This window comes from Mesorhizobium sp. M7D.F.Ca.US.004.01.2.1 (assembly GCF_003997785.1).
GTDB classification, from domain to species: Bacteria; Pseudomonadota; Alphaproteobacteria; order Rhizobiales; family Rhizobiaceae; genus Mesorhizobium; species Mesorhizobium loti.
Window position 1 is genome coordinate 16,908 of sequence record NZ_RZRQ01000008.1, and the last position, 20,846, is coordinate 37,753.

General features: G+C 61.5%; 22 protein-coding genes and 1 tRNA gene. 11 read left to right on the forward strand and 12 right to left on the reverse strand.

The annotated features are described in order from the left end of the window. Positions 1-65 precede the first annotated feature (65 nt). Positions 66-1,172 (forward strand): LacI family DNA-binding transcriptional regulator, encoded by a 1,107-nt coding sequence (locus EN993_RS03255; protein ID WP_206532341.1) that lies wholly within the window; start codon positions 66-68, stop codon positions 1,170-1,172. A gap of 300 nt (positions 1,173-1,472) precedes the next feature. Here the strand turns inward: EN993_RS03255 and EN993_RS03260 are convergent, their stop codons facing one another. The 7 genes from EN993_RS03260 to EN993_RS03295 all read right to left on the reverse strand — a co-directional run bounded on the left by EN993_RS03260 (position 1,473) and on the right by EN993_RS03295 (position 10,486). Then, entirely contained in the window at positions 1,473-3,797 is a 2,325-nt protein-coding gene (locus EN993_RS03260; protein ID WP_127262364.1) for an ATP-binding protein, read from the reverse strand. A gap of 2 nt (positions 3,798-3,799) precedes the next feature. Next, positions 3,800-5,248 carry a metallophosphoesterase gene (locus tag EN993_RS03265; RefSeq protein ID WP_127262365.1) on the reverse strand — a complete coding sequence of 483 codons (1,449 nt, stop codon included), beginning with the start codon at positions 5,246-5,248 and terminating at the stop codon, positions 3,800-3,802. A gap of 371 nt (positions 5,249-5,619) precedes the next feature. Further along, complete coding sequence (locus EN993_RS03270; protein WP_127262366.1) at positions 5,620-6,759, reverse strand: hypothetical protein; 1,140 nt, start codon at positions 6,757-6,759, stop codon at positions 5,620-5,622. Between the two features lie 153 nt (positions 6,760-6,912). Next, positions 6,913-7,314: a hypothetical protein gene (locus tag EN993_RS03275; protein WP_127262367.1), complete on the reverse strand. Its 402-nt coding sequence runs from the start codon at positions 7,312-7,314 to the stop codon at positions 6,913-6,915. 533 nt (positions 7,315-7,847) lie between these two features. After that, positions 7,848-7,924: transfer RNA gene (locus tag EN993_RS03280), tRNA-Arg, on the reverse strand. A 132-nt stretch (positions 7,925-8,056) separates the two neighbouring features. Continuing rightward, positions 8,057-8,977, reverse strand: a complete 921-nt coding sequence (locus tag EN993_RS03285; RefSeq protein ID WP_127262368.1) for a DUF1003 domain-containing protein — start codon at positions 8,975-8,977, stop codon at positions 8,057-8,059. 618 nt (positions 8,978-9,595) lie between these two features. Continuing rightward, positions 9,596-10,486 carry a D-alanyl-D-alanine carboxypeptidase family protein gene (locus EN993_RS03295; protein ID WP_127262369.1) on the reverse strand — a complete coding sequence of 297 codons (891 nt, stop codon included), beginning with the start codon at positions 10,484-10,486 and terminating at the stop codon, positions 9,596-9,598. A gap of 237 nt (positions 10,487-10,723) precedes the next feature. Between EN993_RS03295 and EN993_RS03300 the strand changes: the two genes are divergently transcribed. The 3 genes from EN993_RS03300 (at position 10,724) to EN993_RS03310 (ending at position 12,989) form a co-directional block, all read left to right on the forward strand. Next, positions 10,724-11,824, forward strand: a complete 1,101-nt coding sequence (locus EN993_RS03300; RefSeq protein WP_127262370.1) for a hypothetical protein — start codon at positions 10,724-10,726, stop codon at positions 11,822-11,824. Between the two features lie 110 nt (positions 11,825-11,934). Continuing rightward, complete coding sequence (locus tag EN993_RS03305) at positions 11,935-12,555, forward strand: nucleoside triphosphate hydrolase (protein WP_127262371.1); 621 nt, start codon at positions 11,935-11,937, stop codon at positions 12,553-12,555. A gap of 86 nt (positions 12,556-12,641) precedes the next feature. After that, the gene (locus EN993_RS03310) at positions 12,642-12,989 is read left to right on the forward strand and encodes a hypothetical protein (RefSeq protein WP_127262372.1); all 348 of its coding nucleotides are present in this window, start codon (positions 12,642-12,644) and stop codon (positions 12,987-12,989) included. A 27-nt stretch (positions 12,990-13,016) separates the two neighbouring features. On the opposite strand, the gene EN993_RS03315 is transcribed toward EN993_RS03310, so the two are convergent. Next, complete coding sequence (locus EN993_RS03315) at positions 13,017-13,721, reverse strand: glutathione S-transferase N-terminal domain-containing protein (protein ID WP_127262373.1); 705 nt, start codon at positions 13,719-13,721, stop codon at positions 13,017-13,019. A gap of 358 nt (positions 13,722-14,079) precedes the next feature. Here EN993_RS03315 and EN993_RS03320 point away from each other — a divergent pair, with 358 nt between their 5' ends. After that, a complete protein-coding gene (locus tag EN993_RS03320; RefSeq protein WP_127262374.1) occupies positions 14,080-14,982 on the forward strand; it encodes a VOC family protein in 903 nt (300 codons plus the stop codon). A 33-nt stretch (positions 14,983-15,015) separates the two neighbouring features. Further along, positions 15,016-15,618 (forward strand): sulfotransferase family protein, encoded by a 603-nt coding sequence (locus EN993_RS03325; protein WP_127262375.1) that lies wholly within the window; start codon positions 15,016-15,018, stop codon positions 15,616-15,618. 116 nt (positions 15,619-15,734) lie between these two features. Here EN993_RS03325 and EN993_RS03330 read toward each other — a convergent pair whose 3' ends face one another. Next, positions 15,735-16,943 carry a beta-ketoacyl-[acyl-carrier-protein] synthase family protein gene (locus EN993_RS03330; RefSeq protein WP_126067207.1) on the reverse strand — a complete coding sequence of 403 codons (1,209 nt, stop codon included), beginning with the start codon at positions 16,941-16,943 and terminating at the stop codon, positions 15,735-15,737. Beyond that, on the reverse strand, positions 16,944-17,204 hold the full coding sequence (locus EN993_RS03335; RefSeq protein ID WP_127262376.1) for an acyl carrier protein: 261 nt from the start codon (positions 17,202-17,204) through the stop codon (positions 16,944-16,946). It abuts the gene before it with no gap. A gap of 215 nt (positions 17,205-17,419) precedes the next feature. Between EN993_RS03335 and EN993_RS03340 the strand changes: the two genes are divergently transcribed. The 5 genes from EN993_RS03340 to EN993_RS03360 are packed head-to-tail and all read left to right on the forward strand — an operon-like array spanning position 17,420 to position 19,792. After that, the gene (locus tag EN993_RS03340) at positions 17,420-18,253 is read left to right on the forward strand and encodes an urease accessory protein UreD (RefSeq protein WP_127262377.1); all 834 of its coding nucleotides are present in this window, start codon (positions 17,420-17,422) and stop codon (positions 18,251-18,253) included. Positions 18,254-18,281: 28 nt separating this feature from the next. Continuing rightward, the gene (locus EN993_RS03345; protein ID WP_023693076.1) at positions 18,282-18,584 is read left to right on the forward strand and encodes an urease subunit gamma; all 303 of its coding nucleotides are present in this window, start codon (positions 18,282-18,284) and stop codon (positions 18,582-18,584) included. A 10-nt stretch (positions 18,585-18,594) separates the two neighbouring features. Next, positions 18,595-18,882: a DUF1272 domain-containing protein gene (locus EN993_RS03350; protein WP_127262378.1), complete on the forward strand. Its 288-nt coding sequence runs from the start codon at positions 18,595-18,597 to the stop codon at positions 18,880-18,882. Position 18,883: 1 nt separating this feature from the next. Then, positions 18,884-19,477: a HupE/UreJ family protein gene (locus tag EN993_RS03355; RefSeq protein WP_127262379.1), complete on the forward strand. Its 594-nt coding sequence runs from the start codon at positions 18,884-18,886 to the stop codon at positions 19,475-19,477. 9 nt (positions 19,478-19,486) lie between these two features. Then, entirely contained in the window at positions 19,487-19,792 is a 306-nt protein-coding gene (locus tag EN993_RS03360) for an urease subunit beta (protein ID WP_127262380.1), read from the forward strand. A 20-nt stretch (positions 19,793-19,812) separates the two neighbouring features. Here the strand turns inward: EN993_RS03360 and EN993_RS03365 are convergent, their stop codons facing one another. After that, complete coding sequence (locus EN993_RS03365; RefSeq protein ID WP_127262381.1) at positions 19,813-20,304, reverse strand: hypothetical protein; 492 nt, start codon at positions 20,302-20,304, stop codon at positions 19,813-19,815. 129 nt (positions 20,305-20,433) lie between these two features. Next, on the reverse strand, positions 20,434-20,817 hold the full coding sequence (locus tag EN993_RS03370) for a hypothetical protein (protein WP_127262382.1): 384 nt from the start codon (positions 20,815-20,817) through the stop codon (positions 20,434-20,436). Positions 20,818-20,846 lie beyond the last annotated feature (29 nt).

Sequence of the window (20,846 nt, forward strand, 5' to 3'; positions counted from 1 at the left end):
CGGCGTCACGCCATCTTGCCGGCATGGCCGGCTGCCGCTAGGACAGACTGGGATTTGGGGGTGCCATGAGCGAGACGACGGATCCGGCCAGCGACACGGCGAGGCGACGCAAGGCGCCGGCCAAGGGCGCCAAGGGCCGCGTCACCATGATCGACATTGCCAGGGCGGCCGGCTGCTCGCAGGCGACCGTTTCCTTCGTGCTCAACAATTCGCCAGGCATCAAGCTGTCGCAGCAGACCCGCGACCGGGTGATCGAAGCCGCGCGGACCCTTGGCTACACCGCGCCCGCTTTCGAGGCCCTTCACCCGCCGATCCCCGCCTTCGAAGGCCTGGACGGGGTGATCGGCTTTGCCGTCGACCAGCTCGCCACCAGCCCGGAAGCCGTGGTCGCCATCGAGGGCGCGCGGCAGGCCTCGTGGAATGCCGGCAATGTGCTTCTGGTGGCGCAGACGCTGGGCGATTCCGTCATGGAGCCGCGCGCCATTTCGGCACTCACCAAGCGGGGCATTTCGGCGCTGATCTACATGACCATCTTCACCCGCGAGATATCAGCGCCCGACTATCTCTACGGCCTCGACATCCCCGTGATCCTGCTCAACTGCTACACGGCGGACTATGCCTTCCCTGCCGTGGTGCCGAGCGAGATCGCCGGCGGCCAGAGCTCGACCCGCCACCTGATCAGCCACGGCCACCGCCGCATCGCCACCATCACCGGCGAGCCGTGGATGCAGGCCGCCCAGGACCGGCTGAAAGGCTACCGCCGCGCGCTCGCCACCGCCGACATCCCGTTCGATCCCGACCTGGTGGTCGAGGGCGACTGGTCGGCCAGCGCCGGCTACGCCGCGACCGTCAAGCTGCTGGCACTGAAGGACAGGCCCACCGCCATCTTCTGCCAGAACGACCGCACCGCGATCGGCTGCTACGAAGCGCTGAAGGAAGCCGGCCTGCACATCCCTGGGGATATTTCCGTCGTCGGCTACGACGACGAGGAAATCGCCCGGCATTTGTTCCCGCCGCTGACCACCTCGATCCTGCCGCACATGGCGATGGGCCAATGGGCGATCGAGCAGCTGGAGGCACCGGCGGCGCCTGGACGGGGGCGGTATCCGATCACGAAGCTGGAGTGCCCGCTGGTGGAACGGGAGAGTGTGCGGGTGATGGCGGGGGGCTGACGGCGTGCGGGCTCGGCTGGCCTACAAGGGGCTACCGTAACCAGTTGGCCGCTTCTCAAAACAGCGTGATCATTCCTCAAGTCACGTTGTCATGGCGAGGTAGCCATCTTGGAGCCACTCGTCCGCAATGGGCCTAATTCGGGCACGAGCGCACCTGCTGATGTGTTTTTCGGTACCCGTTTTGACGCGGGCACCGGCGCAGAAAGTTACCCCTCAATCCTCAAAATGCATTGACTAAGACAACGCCTCAGAAAGAGTATGTTGGCGTGATGTTTCGGCGCTTACTCACAACATAATGGTTTACATCGACTTGGCGGCACCTGTTCTGATAAGGTCTGCCTTTATCTCAAAGCGCTTCTTCTCACCGGGTTTTGGGATGAAACTAGCTTGTATCGATGGTGGCACTGGAATGTAAATGCGGTCTCTCAGCATGATCGTGCACGTTCGGTGGGAACCGCCCCCGGCGCTCTCACTGACAAAGTCCATTGTCTGCATATCGTAGTAAACGCCAAACTCGCCTGAGTGGTGGATGAAGATGAACAGCGCTTTCTGTCCGCCCCAAACAACCGAGGTGGAGTGCGGCTGCGTGAAGAAATCACCGAATTCGGTGAAAGTCCTTGGAGCAAGCGCGATAAAGCACCTGTAACCGCGCAGGTCCGGTTCAGAGGGATCAATGGTTATCAGCTTTGCGGGCGAGCCAATTTCGGTACGCAGTATCGAGGGCTCGGCGATCCATTGGGTATGAGGGTTAGCCGGGTCTTGAACGGCTCTCTCGTTTTCGATGAGATCCGGCACGACATCACGAACCGGCGACGCACCTTCCACGATCTGAACGCTTGTTTGCGCCGCGAACTTCGATTTGTCGATCAGCGTCTCAAGTGTAATCCTTCCTTCGTGGTAGTCCTTCATGATCGAAGGCAGTTCATCGAGTTCGTCGCTATCGTACTCGAATGTTTCCCTCTTTCTGCGCATCGCTTCGATAAAGGCTTCCGCTCCCTGGCGAGTGCTGCTTGGAACAATTTGCGAGATGTGTGGGAATATAACGTTCCGCGCGAAGTCCTTTGCCAAGCTTCGAAACGCGTCAAGATGTGTCTCGTACACCTGAAGGAGCGTGATCACCGCCGTGGCCGTGGAGTTGAGAATAACCAGCGTCTTCCCGCTCCTTTTACTTTGGTCCACCACCACAGCCACGCCATGGGAAATCTCTCCAAACGCCACCTCGACGTCGATGAAAAAATCCTCGGAGATGATTGATACTAGACGGTATGAAACCGCCCATTTTGAACTGGTTAGGTCAATGCCTTCTTGCAGATTAACGACGGTTGGCCTGTCCGGGATAGCTTCGATCACTGGATGTCGTCCGAGGTATCCCTCCTGACAATGCCGCCGAGGATTGTTTCGCGACAAGATTAGCAGGAATGAGTCCTCGGAGGAGAACGTTTTGATGACGGTTGGATCGCTGCCACCATATAAACGAACAGTGCGCTGGCTGGATAAAACGACTGCATCCTTCAAGGATACATCCTCTTGTCCCGAAACCTCTATGGCTAAATTGCCCGCGAGGTCGTAGCGCCCATTTGAGCAGATCCATTGCATGAATGGGGTGCTCTGATTGCACTGCTCGGTGTTTGACAGGCGCTCGGAAGCGAAATTGTCAATTTCCGTCATCATCGACTGTAGCAGTTGCACGCCGTCCGACGTGAGTGCTTCGCGACCCGCCGTGGGCTGCAGGACTTGCATGTCAATCACGCCGCCGAAGGCGTAGATAGAGTTTATTGGAGCCATCGCAAGGCCGAACCCGCTTCGGGCGGTGTGGATGGCCCCGTCACCGCTACGCAGCGCCAAATGGCCCTTCAATGGTTGACCGTTCCAAAACAGATCGGTCAGGACTAAGCGCATGATGGCGTTACCCGAGATTGCGATATCACCTGTCGCTTGGAGGTTGGGGCCCACGCGAACCGCTTCCAGCCGCTCGTAATAGTTCGTCGGAATGGCAGGCACGGCCTGTTCCAGCGGGACCTGACTGATGAGTTCTTCGTTGACGAAGATCGGAACATCAACGAGCCTGACGAACTCCCGCAGGTACCGTTTTGCTTCCACCAAATTTATGGATCCCGGCGACATAAGCTCAGCCGTGATGACCGTACCGGGTTGCCCGATAACCTCGAGGCGCTGCATCGTCACGCAGTCCTCCCGCAGCGATAAAGTTTCCCGCTTTGCACTCGACAGGGTTCGCTCCGAGGCACGGGCACTTTCGGTCTCGACGATGACGATTTTCGCGATCCCGAAATTCGCCATCGCTCCGATACCAAAGGTTCCAACAACGCCGGCGGCGCGAGCTTCCGGATTATTCTTGCTGCTGCTACCGGCGGTCCAAAAGTGGCGCCTCAACTCGTCACGCGACATACCGATACCGTTGTCGGCGATCTTTATCCTATCATGCTCGATGCTGACGTCGATTCGGGGGTGGAAATTCCTATCGATCTGCATTCTTTCCCGTATGGCGTCGAAAGCGTTTTGCACGTTCTCCCGGAGCAATGCGAATGGTGATTGATAGATTTGCTTGGCAAGGAGCTCGATGATCCGTGAGGTCTCGACGTCAAACGGAATGAGTGTTTCGTCCATAATCACCGCCCTCTCCCCATCAAAAGCATCTCTCGGCGGACCTTGAAGGTGTCCTTATGTTCCTCCCGCAGTTGGCCGCTAGCGATAACGGCGTCTAGGCATTCGAGGTCTTTCAACTGATAAGCGGCCTCGGCGGCGGCCAGCGCCTCGTCCGAGTAATTTGTTGGCCAGAAGTTGGCCCGTATCGCCTGCCAATCACCGGCTGCTTGAAGGGCAGATAGCAAAACCCTGCGTGGGTAGGTTCCTGGCGAAGGCTTGAGAGCCAAGAGTTCCGTTGTTGCCGGAGTGGCTAGTCGTCGCCTAACTGACTCCTCTACCGCGATGGTCAGGTGATTTAGTCGTCTTTGATCAGGTTTCGCTGGCTGGCCGGCGCCGTTAAGGTTCGGGGACCACGTCAGCGGAACCTCGCCATCGACAAACCGCCCTCTTTTCATCGCCGAGAATTGGTTGCCTTCCGCCATCTCGCGAATGTGCAGGGTCGCGCTCGTAAGGTCGGCGTCAAACCGGACCATATTGTACTGTCGGTTCGTCCCTCGTGGCAGATCAGTCCACCCCGCGCACAGGGAACCAGCGCTAACCACGCACATCGTGGATCCGCCACCAATACTAACGGACAGATCAGTACTCTCGGCCAGATGCTGATGGCCGTGAAACCCGATTTGAAAACCAAGCCCAGCCATTTCCGTGATGGTCTCGATATTCAGGTAGTCGTCCCTACTAGGAGGACCGTGAATACTGTGATGCCAAACCGCCGCAAGCAACGAGGCGTTCAACCCTAGCTTTCGAAGCTCCAAGCTGCAACGAGAGACAACGCCAGTAGCGAGCTCCGCTTCGAATCGCAGGTGGTCATTCCGGTGAGTGGACTCGAACGCCGCCACTACCATGGCATTGTTGAAAAGTCGAAACAGGTGAAAGCCGCGAGTCCGGTCAATCGGAGCAGGCAGATCGACTCCGGAATAGAATTTCTCTAATGCGTCCCAGTAAGCTCCGAGTCGGCGCTTGTATGCTTCTTGATCGCTTACCCGGTAGAGACGCTGCTCTTCCCACGACCATCTCAACTGCCCGTCGCGCGCTATCAGCGCTGGCTTCAATGGCTTGGGATATCTGTCATTGGTGACGGGTTCAACGGACGAAACGGAAGTGTTCCAGCAAATGTCGTGATTACCAGGCACGATTACTACGACTGAACGATCACCATTTAGAAGAGCGTCGCAAAGGCGCCCGATTAAATCGAAAGCGTCGGCGTACTGCTGCCTCATCTCGTGATCGAAGTTCGCTTCTCCCAAGCGAACACCTTGGATGAGGTCCCCGCTCACGATCAAGGCTTGGGGTCGCTCGTGATTGAGCGCGAAACGATCAATATCGTTGAGGAGAGAAGCCAACAATGTGTCATTGTCTAGCGGATCAGCTTTGGAGCGGTGAAGGTCGGACAAATGAAGCAGCGTCGGCATGAAGCAAATCCAAACGGCTTGATGGAAAGGATGACAAATTCAGTAAAGGACCATGTTTCGTCGGTTCTGGCTGCTTTACGAAAAAATTCTGTAGCCGAAATCCACAACTTATGAGGAGTTTCTAGCTGAGACTTCGACCCGCCTTTTTGGTCTGGCCTGGTGGGCCAACAACACGGATTTTGTGATTGAGGGACTAAAGGTGCGGACGTCATAGGGACTCTTGTTTGAGCACCGCATTGTGGCTACTTTCGGCGTCTGGACCGTATGACAAGAATGGCCGAATGGGGAACGCGTTGCGGTCGACCTGCGACGGCCATCTGAATGCCGCTTTCCCAACTCCCCCGCCCTGCATCAGTTACACGATCTCCACATCATGGGTTCATCACGCCTATGTCGCGCAGATGGTCGAGGACCTCGTCGGTGAGTCCATCCGCGAAATAGAAGCGCTCGCCTGGCACGTTGCCGAAGAACTTGTCAAACCGGCGCACCGTTTCAGTCGCCGCCGCTGCCGTGCCTCCGGTAATGACGGTTATCCGCGGCTTGTCGCGCAACGCCAGTTGCACCCGCTTGAGCAGGTACTTGAACTCGAAGTCGGCGCTGGGCATCGAGTAGCCGAAGAAGATCCAGTGGGTAGCGTCGCGCATGTGCCTCTCGGCCGTGCGCCAGCTGGCCGCATGCATCGGAAAGTCCAAGGCCTTGCGGTAACTGAAGGTCGCGAAGCGGGTGCCCAGGGCGTGATTGCCGCAATGCGGGCAGGCGGGACCGCGCACAGGGTTCGATTGCCGTAGACGCGTGCGATTCGCCACCGCTCTCCAATCCTGTTCGCGGAATAGGATCTGTGCAGCCTTGCTAACGCTACTGGGCGGCATCCAAAAAACGTCGCGACACGCATCGCAGTAGAGCCAATTCACCGAACCATGTGGCTTGGTGAGCATCACCCTCGTGCGACTGTTCGGCCGCCGAGTGCGCAGTTGCCCGTTAGTCTGGAAGTCCACGCCGGTCGCATCGCAGCCATAATCGATCCTGTCCAACCCTTGGGTTCGGGCAAGTCCTGCCTCGATTACCGTGTCCCAGTTCATGCTGAGGACGGCAGTCTGGCTCTCATCGAACTCTCGGAAGAACCTTTCGAGCTGTCGCCAATCAGCGTTCGGCGATCGCTGGGCCCTCGTGTAGTGCTGCGAGAGCATCAGGATCATGCGCACTAACATGGCGCGGCGCACCAGGCGTAGTTCGGAAGCCGAATAGTTGCCGAGGTGGTGACCGGTGTTGGCGGACAGATCCACCAGCGTGAACACGTCCTCGAGTTCCGGCCAATCCTCGGCCAAGGCGCTTTGTCCCTCGGCGAACGTTGCGTTGACAAAATCCTCGACGAACCGCACCAAGGCGTTGCTTGGCCCGGTCAAATTCAGCCTCGTCGTGTTGAGCAAGGCCGAGGTGAAAGCGCTAGCCAAGGGCAGCCCAGCGTTACGCGAGAAGCCGGCACCGACGACTAGCAGGTTCTCATGTTCCATCTTGGCCACCTCCGGCATCATCCCTCTTGATGCTGCTCGGCACCGTGACTTCGAACCTGACCGCTCACTAGGTCATCGCGCACGCTCGACACCTGCGCTCAACCGGGATCGTCGATATGCAGCACCATTTCTGCATCGACATTAGCTGGTACGTCATGAGCAATAGTCATCGATCGAGTCGCCAAGGCCTTCGCCCGTTAATTCGCAGAAGTGCTTCAGAGCGCCCTTGAGACTGAAGAAGGTGAATTCACTTCGGTGATGGAAAAGGCCGTCATGGATTGAAATGTGGGCCACTGCCCAATTCTTTATAGCTTCGCCGGCAAAATGAGTGAGTACGATCAGGTCATCGTCCTTGAGATTCCGGTCGACGACGAGGCTCGTGGAGAGCTGGTTGCGCGCGAAGACACTGCTGAAAGAGAGGCGCGATTCATAAAGAAGAAGGGCGTCGTCGGTGAATTCCTCCGGGCACGCCGGGAATTCGGTTGGAACCTTCCAGCGGACTTGGACCGCGAGTGGGGTCAGAGATGGGTAGAGTGTTTCTGACTGGTTGAGCATTCTTCAATCCTCGCGGCGTGAGCGCCTCAACGGACAGCCCTTGCCCAGAAACAACACTTGGTAAAGACTTTGACCGCTAAGGTCAGGTCGCCGCTGCACTAAATGCATATATTTCTAGCGACTGCTATACCTGATCTAGTTTTGCGTGCCCGCCACGCTCGGACTATGCGATTTGACGGTCGACGCTTGCACCGTCAACAACATGTTTCGCTTGCGGACGAGGATGCTCTGCTGAACGCAACCACTTTATAAATCTCGCTAGACTGGCCAAGGCTTGCCGGGTGGCAAGTTCCCTAACGTGGGCAGGTTGAAACTGGCCGTTGTCTAAAAGCATCGTCACGGCCATAAACGTAGCTATTGCCGCAATCGGTAGTTTGGTTTGACGGGAAACGGGCGCCTGACTGGATAGCGTCTGGCCTATAGCTAATCCGAATATCCTGCCGACTGCTTCCGTGGTGCTTCCGCGACGTCTTTCCCGACCTCTTCCCATCAAGAAATGGTCTTGCTAACTACATGTTTTTGCAGTACAAAAGTGGCGCACCCGACAGGATTCGAACCTGTGACCTCTGCCTTCGGAGGGCAGCGCTCTATCCAGCTGAGCTACGGGTGCTTCCCGGTAATCCGGAAAACGAACCAGCCGGTGAACCGGCAAGTCACGGCTTCTTAGCGGAACCAGGCGCGGGCTTCAACGGGCAATTGGAGGAATGGCGCAGCGACCTGGCTCGGGCGTCCAGGCTGCGGCCTATGAGGTTGCCGCCTCACTTTTCACTGTGCGCCTTCTCCGCACCGCCCGCTTCGGCTTCTTCGCACCCGCCAGTTCGTGCATGGCGTCCAGCTGCATCTGCTGCATTTCGGCCAGCCGCGTCCATTGGCGCGAGATGAGGTAGTCGAGCTTTTCGTGCAGATGGCGCACTTCCAGCTCGGCCTTGAGGTTGACGCGGTAGTCGTTGAAGGAGCGCAGGCGGTCCTTGGACTCCTGCCGCCGCTGGCTCATCATGATGATCGGCGCCTGGATGGCGGCGATGCAGGAGAGCAGCAGGTTGAGGAGGATGAAGGGGTAGGGATCGAAGGCGCTGCTCATGCCGGCGATCAGGTTGATGCCGATCCACACCAGCAGCACGCTGCCGAACGAGATCAGGAACCACCAGCTGCCGCCGAAGGCCGCCATGTTGTCGGAGACACGGTCGGCAAAGGTCCGGTGTTCCTCAAACTCCTCCTCTGAGTTTTCGGAAATGGTGTCTTGTCTGGCGATCGATTCGACCACCTGGCGGTCGAGCTCGGAGAATTCGCCGTGCTCCTGCTGCAGAAGCTCCTCCATGTAGCGCATGCGGTAGCGGCCGAGCTCGGCGCGGCTGATGCGGGCGCCGGTCGGCAGGTCCGGGTGATCGGCGTGGATGCGGTCGGCGAGGCTCGGGCGCAGCGTGTCGATGCGCACGAGATCGCGCTTGCGGAATTTGCGGCCCGATATCGCCGACGGTTTTTTCTTGGGCTTGCCGCGTGATGCGCCTGGAGCGGATGGTTCCGAGTCGGGCACATCGGGCGTTTCGAGCTGCTCGTCCGAGGTCTGGTCGGCCTCGTGCTCGCCAATGATCGGCGCCTCGAAATATTCGCCGCCATTGTCGTTCTCTGCCGCCTGCTCGGGCGTTTTCGGGACGGTGCTCATGGTGCGGGCTCCTGCTGTGGTGCTGCGATGGACGATAAGCAGAGGTGGCGGCGCATAGCCAGCGCGGGACACGGATTTCGCATGCCGGACAAGTGGTTTTGATCGGAGAGGCGATGTGGCTGGCGACGGCGCGGTGAGGCATTGGAGATCGTCGTCATCCGTGGGCGACGCTCCGTCGCGAAGACCATGGGGTCTGCGCTGCGTTGCTTCGCTCCTTGCTCCGAGTCTGTGGAAGGACGGCACCGGCAACAAAAAACCCGCCTTGCGGCGGGTCACTGGCGCAAATCAGCACCATACGCAAGTTTATAGCATAGTTGCCGTCATCGGGCAATTGTCGAGGTCGGCGCCGCCCCTCATCGCCCTGCCGGGCACTTCTCCCCGTATAGTGACGGGGAGAAGGGGGGTGGCCGCAACGACGGTGTCCTTCTTGCAACGTTGATGATTGGCGAAACCGGCGACGAGAGCGCCCCTCTCCCCGTCACTATACGGGGAGAGGATGCCGGCAGGCAGGTGAGGGGCGGCATCAACGCCCGAAAAGGGAGATGGTGCGAGTTCGAAATCTGAATCGATTGCCCTGGCAGCCGGGGCAAGCCAGGCGCGAACCGCCCTGCTTCCTCACTACTGCTCGGCGAACATCAGCTTGGTCTTGGTGCCATCCATGGTCGGCGACAAACTCCGCTGGATCAGCGCTTCGACATGGTCGTTGCGCTGGCGGGCTGAGTCGGCGCCCATCACCACGACGATCAGGTTGCGGCCGTCGGCATTGTAGGAGGTGACGATGTTGAAGCCCGACGCCCTGATGTAGCCGGTCTTGATGCCGTCGACGCCGCGCACGCGGCCGAGCATGTCGTTGTGGCCGCGCACAAGCCTGCCGCGGAACATGAAGTCGCTTTCGGAGAAATAGTGGAATTGCTGGGGAAAGCGCTGATGAAGCGCCATGCCGAGCACCGCCATGTCGCGCGCCGTCGTCATCTGGCTGTCGTCGGGCAGGCCCGAGGCGTTGCGGAAGGTGGTGCTGGTCATGCCGATCTGGCGCGCCTTGGATGTCATCATGGCGGCGAACTGATCCTCCGAGCCGCCGAGATATTCGCCGACCGCCACCGCCACGTCGTTGGCCGATTTGACGACGATGGCGCGGATCGCCGAATCGACGTCGATACTCTCGCCGCGCCGGAAGCGCATCTTGGTCGGCGGCTGCGAGGCGGCATGGTCCGACACCGGGATCTGCGTCTCTTTGGTGACGCGACCGGCCTCCAGCGCCTCGAACAGCAGATAGAGCGTCATCATCTTGGTCAGCGAGGCCGGGTAGCGCTGCGCCGTCGAATTGACCTCGAACAGCTGCTTGCCGGTCCTGGCGTCGACGACGATGGCGGCATATTTCTGCGCCGGCGCCGGCACAGCCAGCACGCTGTCGGGCGGCGTCGTGGTGGTGCAGCCGGCAAGCAGCACCAGCAGGGCGAGTGCCGCAAAAACTCTCTGGATGAGCGGAAGGGGACGCAGGTTGGACAAGGGCAGGTCTGTTCTGGGGTCGGCTGTTGCTGAGATGAGACGAAGCTAACGTAACGCGGCTGTTGCGTCCATTTGGTTAATGCCGGTCATACAAAGGAATGTCATGCCCTCGCTTGGGTTCCTCGCCCCACAAGGGGGAGGGTGAAGGCAACCCTTGATGCAAAATGCCTGCCGCAGTGCTTGCGTAACCGCCGCCGAACGGGTTCTGTTTGCGCCTGCAGAATCGGTGAGAACGCAATGACCATCAGCACGATCAAGGCCAGGGGTATTTCGGTTTCGCTCGACCTCACGGTCGGCCACATCGCCGACATGGTCGTCGACGGTGGCGGGCGGCAGCTGAAGCCGCTGCACCGCGCGCCCTGGGTCGATGCGAACGAGACGCTGCCGGACAATTTGCCGGAAGGCACGGTTCGGCTGTCGGGCGATTTTCTCTGCGCGCCGTTTTCACGCAGCGATGTCGAGGAAGCGCCGCTGCATGGCTGGCCGGCCAACAGCACCTGGGATGTCGTCGAGAGCGCTGCGACAGGCGATGGCTGGCGCGCGGTCTACCGCCTGCGGCACAAGGTGATGGGCGCGAGCGTCGACAAGATCCTGACGCTGCGCGACGACCATCCCTTCCTCTACCAGGAGCATGAGTTTTGCGGCGGCCATGGCGCCATTTCGGTCGCGCATCACCCGATGACGTCGATGACCGGCGGCGGCAGGCTGGCCTTTTCGCCAAAGCGGTTTGCCGCGACGCTGGACGATCCGCTGGAGCCGGATCCCGCACGCGGCCGCTTCATGCTCGCCTATCCGGCACGCTCCGCCGATCTCAGCCATTTTCCCGCCGCCGGCGGCGGCACGCTTGATCTCACGGAATACCGTATGGACGACCGCCGCGAGGATTTCATCACCCTGGTCGAGGCCGATCATGGCGGGCCGGGCTGGACCGCGCTTGCGCGACAGGCCGAAGAGGACCTGGTGCTGGTGCTGAAGAACCCCGCCGAGCTGCCGATCACCATGCTGTGGCTCAGCAATGGCGGGCGCGACTACGCACCCTGGAGCGGCCGCCACCTTGGCGTGCTTGGCATCGAGGACGGCCGCGCTGCCGTCGGCCATGCCGCCTCGATCGGCGACAACTGGCTGAAGCGCGAAGGGGTGGCGACCGCCTTTGCGCTGGGCGAAGGCCAAAGCGTTTCCTTTCGCCATGTCATCGGCGCCATGCCGCTGTCCGGCGGCGAGCCGCCGCAGGAGGTCACGACGGCGGATGGCCGCATGCGGCTGGCAGCCGGCGGCTCGTCCTGGGAGGTTCCCTTCGACAGCGATTTCCTGCGCATCGGCCAGCCCGCGGCCGCCTGATGGGATTGCGCGAGCGCAGGGTTTGAAATTTCCACGAACTGCCGCCAAGATGTGGCCGAAATCATCATGCGGAACATGGTGGATCTGAAGCTCCTGCCAGCGAGGCTGTCATGTCCGAAATCGCCCATCTCGCCGCCACCATCTTCAAGCGTGCCGGCAAGGCAAACCGCTTCATCGTCGCCATTGCCGGGCCGCCAGGCTCCGGCAAGTCGACGCTGTCGGCGCGGCTGCATGACCTGCTGCCCGAAGGTGCTTCTGAAGTCGTGCCGATGGACGGCTTCCACTATGACGACGCCGTGCTCGAGCGGCGCGGCCTGCGCGCGCGCAAGGGCGCGCCGGAAACCTTCGACTTTGCCGGTTTTGAGGCCCTGCTGAAACGTATCCGGGCCGGCGAACCCGACATCGCCATCCCGGTCTTCGACCGCAACATGGAGCTGTCGCGCGCCGCCGCCTCGATCGTCGCCACCGAGACCAAATTCATCCTGGTCGAGGGCAACTACCTGTTGCTCGACGAAGAGCCGTGGTCGCGGCTGGCGCCGCTGTTCGATTTCTCGATCTTCGTCGACGTGCCGCGCAACGAGCTCGAGCGCCGCCTGCTTGAGCGCTGGCACGGGCACGGCCGCTCCGATGCGGATGCGCGCGCCTGGATCGCTTCCAACGACATGCCCAACATCGAGCGCGTGCTCGCCCGCCGCAGTGCCGCCGATCTGGTGATCGGCCTTTCCGCTTGATTCTACGGATTGCGCAAGGGGAACCTTAAGACTTTCAGGCCGTTATCGCCGACAAGGCAATTCTGCCAAAAGAGGGAGTCCGTGCGATGGCACAGAAGGCAAGAAAGCCCGCGCCCGCCAAGGGCAAGGCAACCCAATCCAAGGCAGGCGCCGGCCCGGCGATCACCGCCCGTTCGAAGGACGCCAAGCCGGCCTTTGGCAAGGCGGCGCCGAAGAAAGTGGTGCCGACAGCAGCAAAAGCCGCGCCGAAAGCCGCAAAGCCCAAAAAGGCTGCTAGCGCTGACGCCTCGATCTCGGGCAGCGCCATGCGCACGGTCAAGGCTGCGGCCAATGTAGCGGCGGGCGCGGTCGTCATCGCCGCCAGGGGCACCGCATCGTTTGCAGCCTCCATGGTCGGCAAGGGCGGCTCGAAAGCCAAGGCGAAGGCAAAGTAGCCTTCTCCAAGGCCTAGCTGACTTGCGTCAGGCTTTGGCGGGTATGGTCAGGCCCTTCTGCACCGCTGGCCGCGCCAGACCGCGTTCCAGCCATGTTCCCACATTGGTGAAATCGTCGAAGCCGACGAGTTCGCGCGCTTCGTAGAAGCCGATCAGGTTGCGCACCCAGCCGAGCAGCGAGATATCGGCGATGGTGTAGTCATTGCCCATGATCCACTTGCGCCCCTTCAGCCTGATGTCGAGCACACCGAGCAGTCGCTTTGATTCATCGCGATAGCGCTCCAGCGGGCGCTTGTCGGCGATCTCGCGGCCGGCGAATTTGTGGAAGAAACCGACCTGGCCGAACATCGGCCCGACTGAGGCCATCTGGAAGAACACCCACTGGATGGTCTCGTAGCGGCGCGCGGCGTCGACGGGCATGAGCAGGCCGGTCTTTTCGGCGAGGTAGAGCAGGATGGCGCCGGATTCGAACAGGCCGATCGGCTTGCCGTCGGGACCGTTCGGATCGATGATCGCCGGTATCTTGCCGTTGGGATTGAGCGACAGGAATTCCGGCGTCCAGCTTTCGTTCTGGCCGATGTTGACCCAATGCGGCTCGTAGGGCAGGCCGAGCTCTTCCAGGGCAATCGATATCTTCACGCCGTTCGGCGTTGTCGCGGAATAGAGCTGGAGCTGGTCGGGATGCCTGGCCGGCCAGCGTGTTGCAATCGGAAAGGCGGACAGGTCAGCCATGGAAAACTCCTGAATGGGGATTTGGCGTCGAGCGGCGCGGTTTTGGCGGGTCCACGCAGAATTAGGGGCGCGGCCGATCCTGATCAATATGTCAGCAGCAGTTTCGCCGTGCACGGACAGTCGCAGGAATTTGTGGGTATGGCAGCACGCCTCTCGCGATGGCCATCAACGCGGCGGCAGTCGGCGCGTCAAACTACCCACGGACGGGTCCACCATGTCATGGATTGCCCGCCGGACATCCAAGTGACAACAGGGGCGGCAACGGCCGGCTACCCCTGGCGAGGTCGACCCGAATTATGCGCAAGACAGGCATATCTTTCGCGGCTAATGTTCCAGCGCCGCAGGGAGGCAACGGCCGATGACGAGGCAAGAAACTCTGGCCAACGCCACCCGTCTCGGGCCGGTCCATCTGCGCGTCGTCGACATTCCAGCCGCTTTGCCGGTCTGGCGTGACGTCGTCGGCCTCTCGACGCTGACCAGGGACAGCGGGATCGTCGAACTCGGCGTCGACGGCAAGACCCTTATCGTGTTGCACGCTGGAGCAACAACCGTCCTGCCGCCAAAGTCCCGCGATCTGTTTCATGTCGCCATTCATGTCACGACACGCAAGGAATTGGCCCGGGTCGCAGCCCGGCTGCGTGCCTCAGGCCTGAGGCACGGCGCCCAGGATCATCTGATCTCGGAATCCCTTTACGTTTCCGATCCATCAGGCAACGGGATCGAGATCTGCTTCGACACGCCCGGGCGCCTCGCCTCCAGGGAAGAGACGGCTGGCGGCGGTGTTTCGCTTGTCGCCAAGGACGGCACAAGGCATTCCGGCCTCGAACCTCTGGATATCGATCGATTGCTGCAGGAGCTTGGCACGGCGGACCGTGTCAAGGTTCCGCTGGCGGCGGACAGCTTCATCGGCCACATTCATATGCGTGCGCGGTCGCCCGAAACGTTGATGGCGTTCTACCTCGGCGTGCTTGGCTTCAAGCCACATATCCAGTCTGCAACGTTTGGCCTGTTCGACTGCGGCACCGGGGAACGCCCGCACATGGTGGCATTCAACATCTGGGCTCGCGACGAGTTGAAAGAGCCACCGCTCGGCGCGGCAGGTCTCGAGCATTTTACCATCGTGCTTCCTACCCAGGAAGACCTCTCGGCCATCGCGCGACGTCTCGACGATGCGCACATGCCCTCGCTGCAAATGAACGGGGCGCTGGACCTCTCCGATCCCGAGGGAAACCGCCTGCGGGTGGTGCTCGCAAGCGATTGACGTGACGGCTGTGGGCCTGAGCCAGGAGGGACAATGGTGATAAGGGTAATCGGAACGGGCTTTGGCCGGACAGGAACGGACTCGATGCGCGAGGCGCTGACGATCCTTGGCTTCGGTCCCTGTCACCACATGTTCGAAGTCATGGCCAATGACGACCAGAAGCGGCTTTGGCGTGCGCTGGCGAAGGGCGCGGCACCAGACTGGAACCAGCTGTTTGCGGGCTACGCGTCCTGCATCGACTGGCCCTCGGCGTACTATTGGCGTGACCTGATTGAGTTCTATCCCGACGCACGGGTCATCCTGACATACCGATCGCCGGAAAGCTGGTGGACAAGCTTTGAGAAAACGATCCTGGCAGGTATCAGCCAGAGCACGGATCAGGAATCGCTGGGTCTTGCCTTGATCTCCAGGCAGGTCTTCGACAGCCGGCCGCACGATCGCGCCAATGCCATGGCCGTCTACGAAGCCAATGTAAGGGCGGTCGTTGCGACAGTGCCGTCAGGTCGGCTGCTGGTCCACAATCTGGGAGACGGATGGGAGCCGCTCTGCCTGCATCTTGGCGTGCCAGTGCCGGACCAGCCCTATCCCAATCGGAATAACACCAAGGACTTTCAGTCGGCTCTTGCACAGAACTAATTTGATCGTCCTGCAAGGTCGCTTGGCGGACGTTCTGCACGCGACCGTTACGCCTCGTTCAACTAGCCGCAATATCAGGCAGATGTAACCACGGGTCCGGTCAGGATCGCCTGGGATCAGACAGCCTTGAAGGCCAGCACCGCATTGGTGCCGCCGAAAGCGAAGCCGTTGCTGATCGCGGTGCGCACCTTGCGCTCGCGCGCCACATTCGGCGTGACGTCGAGGTCGCAATCGGGATCGGCCTCGCGAAAATTGGCGGTCGGCGGCACGATGCCTTCGCGGATCGCATTCACGCAGGCGATCATCTCCAATGCACCCGATGCGCCGAGGCAATGGGCGTGCATCGACTTGGTCGACGACACGGAAAGCTTGTAGGCATGGTCGCCGAAGACGCGCTTGATCGCCGCCGTCTCGATCTGGTCGTTGGCCTTGGTGCCGGTGCCGTGGGCATTGAGATAGTCGACATCCTCGGGATTGAACCCGGCGTCGGCCAGGCAGGCGCGCATGGCGGCCGTTGGTCCGTCGATGGTCGGCGCGACGATGTCGGACGCGTCGGCGGAGAGGCCGGCGCCGGCAATTTCGGCAAGGATGGTGGCGCCGCGCGCCATGGCGTGCTCATAGGTCTCCAGCACCGCCATGCCGGCGCCCTCGCCGAGCGACAGGCCCTGGCGATCGGCCGAAAATGGCCGGCAGGTGTCGGGCGCCAGCACGCGCAAGGCTTCCCAGCCCTTCAGGATACCCCAGACCAGTGGCGCATCGGTGCCGCCGGCGACCATGACGTCGGCACGGCCGAGCCTGATCTGGTCGACGGCCGAGGTGATGGCGTGGTTGGACGACGAGCAGGCCGAGGTGACGCCGAAGACCGGGCCGCGCAGGCCGAGATTCATGCTGACGTGGCCGGAGGCCGCACTTGGCATCACCTTTGGCACGGTGAAGATGCCGGCGCGATTCTTGCCCTCGATCAGGATAGCCCGATAGCTTTCTTCGATCGCCTCCCAGCCGCAGACGCCGACACCAACGACGGTGCCCATCCGATAGGTGGTGGCCTCATTCGAAACCAGGCCGGACTGCTGCATGGCTTCCCTGGCTGCGATCGTCGCCAACAGGCTGAAGCGGTCCATCGACACGGTCTGCTTGCGGTCGATGCCGTGATCGGGAAGTGTCTTGATTTCGCAGCCGACCTTGACCTTCAGGTCATGCAGCTGCGGACTTGTGATCTGGCCGATGGCCGAGCGGCCGGCGCGCATCTCGTTCCAGATCGCAGGCGCGCTGGTGCCGAGCCCGCAAATGCCGCCCATGCCGGTGATGACAACGCGCTGCCGCATTCAGGTCAGGCTTTTTTTCGCGATCAGCGCGCGGACGGCTTCGACCATATCGCCGACATTCTTCAGATTGCTCCAGGCGTCGACCGTGTTCATCTCGATCTCGATGCCATACTCTTCCTCAAGATCGAAGATGATCTCCGTCAGTTCGAGCGAATGGATACCAAGCGAGGTCAATTCGGTGGTGGTGGTGATTTCTTCGCCGCCCGGCTCGGCATGAGCCTTGATCTTCGCGATGATATCCGTTGCCAGCTGGTCGGCCATTCGGTTTCTTCCCCACTATGTCACGTTTCCCGACGCCAACTGAGCAGCGCCCCTTTTTCTCCTGGTATCAAGCCGCCGTCGTCGTTTTATACCCCCGCCAAGCGCTGCATGACCGTACCAAGGTGGTTCCCTCTATAGAAACCGAAACGTTGTCAAGCAACAAGCTATATCGAACTCCAGGTCGACAAAGCCGCCGGAGTGCTTAACGTGCAGGCATGGATACGGTTGAACATGGCGGGATTTCGACGCAGCGCGTTGCGGGCGTGGCGCGGCTTTCCTGCGCTCTCAGTGAGGGTCGCACGCGCCTGCGGCGCCTCTATCAGGACGGTGCCGCCAAGATAAGGATGCCTTCTGTCTCGGCCGATCCGCTCGAAGCGGTGCTGATCAACACCGCCGGCGGGATGACCGGCGGCGACCGTATCGCCTGGGACGTCGATGTCGGCGCGGCTGCTTCGGCGTCGATCACGACCCAGGCCTGCGAGAAGATCTACCGAGCGGCATCCGACCGTGCCGAAGTGCGGGTCAATCTGTCGGTCGGCGAAAACGGCCGCATCGCCTGGCTGCCGCAGGAAACCATCGTTTTCGACCGGGCAGCCTTTGTCCGCACGCTCGACGTCGAGCTTGCCGTCGGCGCCGAGGCGCTGGTGCTGGAAGCCGCCGTCTTCGGCCGCCTGGCGATGGGCGAACGCGCCACGCAGGGGCATTTCCACGACCGCTGGCGTGTGCGCCAGGATGGCTCCCTCATTCATGCCGAGGATTTCCGCATCGGACCCGATATCGCCGCCACGCTCGACCGCCCGGCGGTAGCCGGTGGCGCGACCGCGATGGCGACGCTGCTTTTGGTGTCGCCGCGGGCCGAAGCCCTGCTCGATCCGGTTCTGGCGATCGTCGGCGACCACGGCAGCGCCAGTGTCTGGAGCGTGCAGAAATCTGGCAAGCTTCTTGCGAGGCTCTACGCTGGGGATGGCTACCAGCTGCGCCAACGGCTGGTTCCACTCGTCGAATTGCTCAACGGAAGAGCGGGGTTGCCCAAATTATGGTCACTGTAGGCCTGTCGCTACCAGCTTGGGAAAACGCATGAACCTGACGCCGAGGGAAAAGGACAAGCTGCTGATCGCCATGGCGGCGATCGTGGCGCGCAAGCGGCTTGAACGCGGCGTCAAGCTCAACCATCCGGAGGCGATCGCGCTGATCACCGACTTCGTCGTCGAGGGTGCCCGCGACGGCCGCCCGGTCGCCGAACTGATGGAGGCCGGCGCCCACGTCGTGACCCGCGCGCAAGTCATGGAAGGCATCGCCGAGATGATCCACGACGTGCAGGTCGAGGCGACGTTCCCCGACGGCACCAAGCTGGTGACCGTGCACGAACCGATCCGGTGAGGAGAGAAGAATGCTTGAGCTGCGCCCCAACTGCGAATGCTGCGATAAGGACCTGCCGCCGGAGGCGGCGGACGCATTGATCTGCACCTTCGAGTGCACCTTTTGCATCGACTGCGTGGAACAGGTGTTGGGCGGCGTCTGCCCCAATTGCGGCGGCAATTTTTCGGCGCGGCCGATCCGGCCGGCGGCGATGCTGAAGAAATATCCGGCGTCGACCAGGCGCGTTCTCAAGGCCGAAGGCTGCGGCCCCCCGCAAGGCCGCGTGAACAGCACGACCGGCCCAACGAAAGGCAAATAGAATGATCCCTGCCAAACGCCTATGCCTGTCGGCGATCCTCCTGCTGGCCGCTTCCATACCGGCCTATGCCCATGTCGGCATCGGCATCGGCACCACCTCCTCCTTCGCGGCCGGCTTCATGCACCCGCTCTCCGGCCTCGATCACATGACGGTGATGATCGCCGTCGGACTGTGGGCCGCGCTCAAGGGCGGCAAGGCGATTCTTGCCTGGCCGGCGGCCTTTGTCGGCGTCATGCTGGTCGGCGGTGTGCTCGGCATGCTGCATATGCCGCTGCCCTTCGTCGAGCCGGGCATACTGGCATCGGTCGTGGCGCTCGGACTGCTGGTGGCGCTGGCGGTCGATCTGCCGGTCTCGGCCGGCGTCGCCATCATTGGCCTGTTCGCGCTGTTCCACGGCCACGCCCACGGCACCGAAGTGCCGGAGAATGCCGGCGGGCTTGAATACATGGCCGGCTTTGCCATCGCCACAGCGGCTCTCCATGCCACCGGCATCGCCGCCGGGCTCGGTCTTGGTATCCGGTTCCGTGGCCTGGCCCGCGCCGCGGGTGCCGCCTGCGCTGCGGTTGGTCTCGGCCTCGTCTTCGGCGTTCTGTGAGGGGTGGCGATGATCCCCGGCGAAGTCATTACGGTGAGCGGCGACATCGAGCTGAACAAGGGCCTGCCGACCGTCACCCTGAAAGTCGCCAACAGCGGCGACCGGCCGATTCAGGTCGGCAGCCACTACCATTTTTTCGAGACCAATAAGGGGCTGAAGTTCGACCGCGAGCGTGCCAGAGGCATGCGCCTCGACATCGCCGCCGGCACGGCCATGCGCTTCGAGCCAGGACAGGAGCGCGACGTCACGCTGGTGCCGCTTGGCGGCAAGCGCGAGGTCTACGGATTTCAGCAGAAGGTGATGGGCAAGCTGTGAGATCTCCCAGCGTGCTCAGCTCAGTTCGACGGCTTGGCCGCAGCGTAGATGACGATCTTTCCGGGATCGCCGAATTCGACGGCGAGAATATCCTGCGCAAGCACGCGCCGCGATTCGATGGCGTTGAACAGCAGCGCGTTGGCCTCGATCTCCTTGCGCAGCTCCGCGATGTCGTCCTGATGCTGTCTGACCTTGCTCTCGATCGCTGGCGGCGGGCCGCCTTCAATGCGCGCGGCGTCCGTGAGGAACACGATATCCACCTTGTCAAGCTTGGACGTCTTGCGCACCGTGCCGATGTTTTCACGCGTCCGGTCGATTGCCGTGTTGACGTTTCCGGCTTCGGCGGTGGTCTTGGCTTCTTCCTGCTTGACCTGCGAGCCGATGATGCGGTTGACGGTCTCCGTGCTTTCCAGCCCTTGCGCCTTCGGTCCGGCAGCAGAACCTGCCACCGCCAGGAATGCCATGGCGGTGGCCGCCTGCAGCCGTCTTTTGGGAGAAAAGGTGGTCGCCATCGCTCGCTCCTGAGAGACGTCGTTTCGGGGCGCGGTTTAGCGCGAAAGAAGCAAAACGATTCCCGTCCGGCGAAGGTTCCTTTGCCGATGCGGCCGGCGGGCTGGATACCGGCCCGCCGCGCCGCTTTGTCAGCTCGCCTTCTTGGTGATCAGGGTCAGTGCGCCATTGGGTTGCATGCTGGCGGCGACGACTTGCGCCGAACTGAGCCCCTTGGCCTCCAGCGCCGACTTCACCTTGGGCGTGGCGTCGATCGAGCTACGCAGTTTCTTCAAGCCGTCATCGCCACGCTGGGCAATCACCTGGTTGACCTGTGTCTGGGTGTCCTTTGGCAGCTCGGTGATGTCGACGATGTTGACGCTCTGGATCGTCGGCACGGCCGACTGGGCGCTAGGGGCGGCTGGAGCAGGCGCGGTCGGCGCCGGAGCGGGCTGTTGCGCGGGCTGCTGTTGGGCACTGGCGGCACCCGCCAGCATCAGGCTGGCGGCGGCGGCAAGAACTATCGTTTTGCGCATGGATTTTCCTTTCCATCGATTGGCAAACG

Coding starts and splice junctions, on each gene's coding strand:
- EN993_RS03255 (WP_206532341.1), top strand. CDS start 66: ATGAGCGAGACGACGGATCCGGCCAGCGACACGGCGAGGCGACGCAAG.
- EN993_RS03260 (WP_127262364.1), bottom strand. CDS start 3,797: ATGGACGAAACACTCATTCCGTTTGACGTCGAGACCTCACGGATCATC.
- EN993_RS03265 (WP_127262365.1), bottom strand. CDS start 5,248: ATGCCGACGCTGCTTCATTTGTCCGACCTTCACCGCTCCAAAGCTGAT.
- EN993_RS03270 (WP_127262366.1), bottom strand. CDS start 6,759: ATGGAACATGAGAACCTGCTAGTCGTCGGTGCCGGCTTCTCGCGTAAC.
- EN993_RS03275 (WP_127262367.1), bottom strand. CDS start 7,314: ATGCTCAACCAGTCAGAAACACTCTACCCATCTCTGACCCCACTCGCG.
- EN993_RS03285 (WP_127262368.1), bottom strand. CDS start 8,977: ATGAGCACCGTCCCGAAAACGCCCGAGCAGGCGGCAGAGAACGACAAT.
- EN993_RS03300 (WP_127262370.1), top strand. CDS start 10,724: ATGACCATCAGCACGATCAAGGCCAGGGGTATTTCGGTTTCGCTCGAC.
- EN993_RS03305 (WP_127262371.1), top strand. CDS start 11,935: ATGTCCGAAATCGCCCATCTCGCCGCCACCATCTTCAAGCGTGCCGGC.
- EN993_RS03310 (WP_127262372.1), top strand. CDS start 12,642: ATGGCACAGAAGGCAAGAAAGCCCGCGCCCGCCAAGGGCAAGGCAACC.
- EN993_RS03315 (WP_127262373.1), bottom strand. CDS start 13,721: ATGGCTGACCTGTCCGCCTTTCCGATTGCAACACGCTGGCCGGCCAGG.
- EN993_RS03320 (WP_127262374.1), top strand. CDS start 14,080: ATGACGAGGCAAGAAACTCTGGCCAACGCCACCCGTCTCGGGCCGGTC.
- EN993_RS03325 (WP_127262375.1), top strand. CDS start 15,016: ATGGTGATAAGGGTAATCGGAACGGGCTTTGGCCGGACAGGAACGGAC.
- EN993_RS03330 (WP_126067207.1), bottom strand. CDS start 16,943: ATGCGGCAGCGCGTTGTCATCACCGGCATGGGCGGCATTTGCGGGCTC.
- EN993_RS03335 (WP_127262376.1), bottom strand. CDS start 17,204: ATGGCCGACCAGCTGGCAACGGATATCATCGCGAAGATCAAGGCTCAT.
- EN993_RS03340 (WP_127262377.1), top strand. CDS start 17,420: ATGGATACGGTTGAACATGGCGGGATTTCGACGCAGCGCGTTGCGGGC.
- EN993_RS03345 (WP_023693076.1), top strand. CDS start 18,282: ATGAACCTGACGCCGAGGGAAAAGGACAAGCTGCTGATCGCCATGGCG.
- EN993_RS03350 (WP_127262378.1), top strand. CDS start 18,595: ATGCTTGAGCTGCGCCCCAACTGCGAATGCTGCGATAAGGACCTGCCG.
- EN993_RS03355 (WP_127262379.1), top strand. CDS start 18,884: ATGATCCCTGCCAAACGCCTATGCCTGTCGGCGATCCTCCTGCTGGCC.
- EN993_RS03360 (WP_127262380.1), top strand. CDS start 19,487: ATGATCCCCGGCGAAGTCATTACGGTGAGCGGCGACATCGAGCTGAAC.
- EN993_RS03365 (WP_127262381.1), bottom strand. CDS start 20,304: ATGGCGACCACCTTTTCTCCCAAAAGACGGCTGCAGGCGGCCACCGCC.
- EN993_RS03370 (WP_127262382.1), bottom strand. CDS start 20,817: ATGCGCAAAACGATAGTTCTTGCCGCCGCCGCCAGCCTGATGCTGGCG.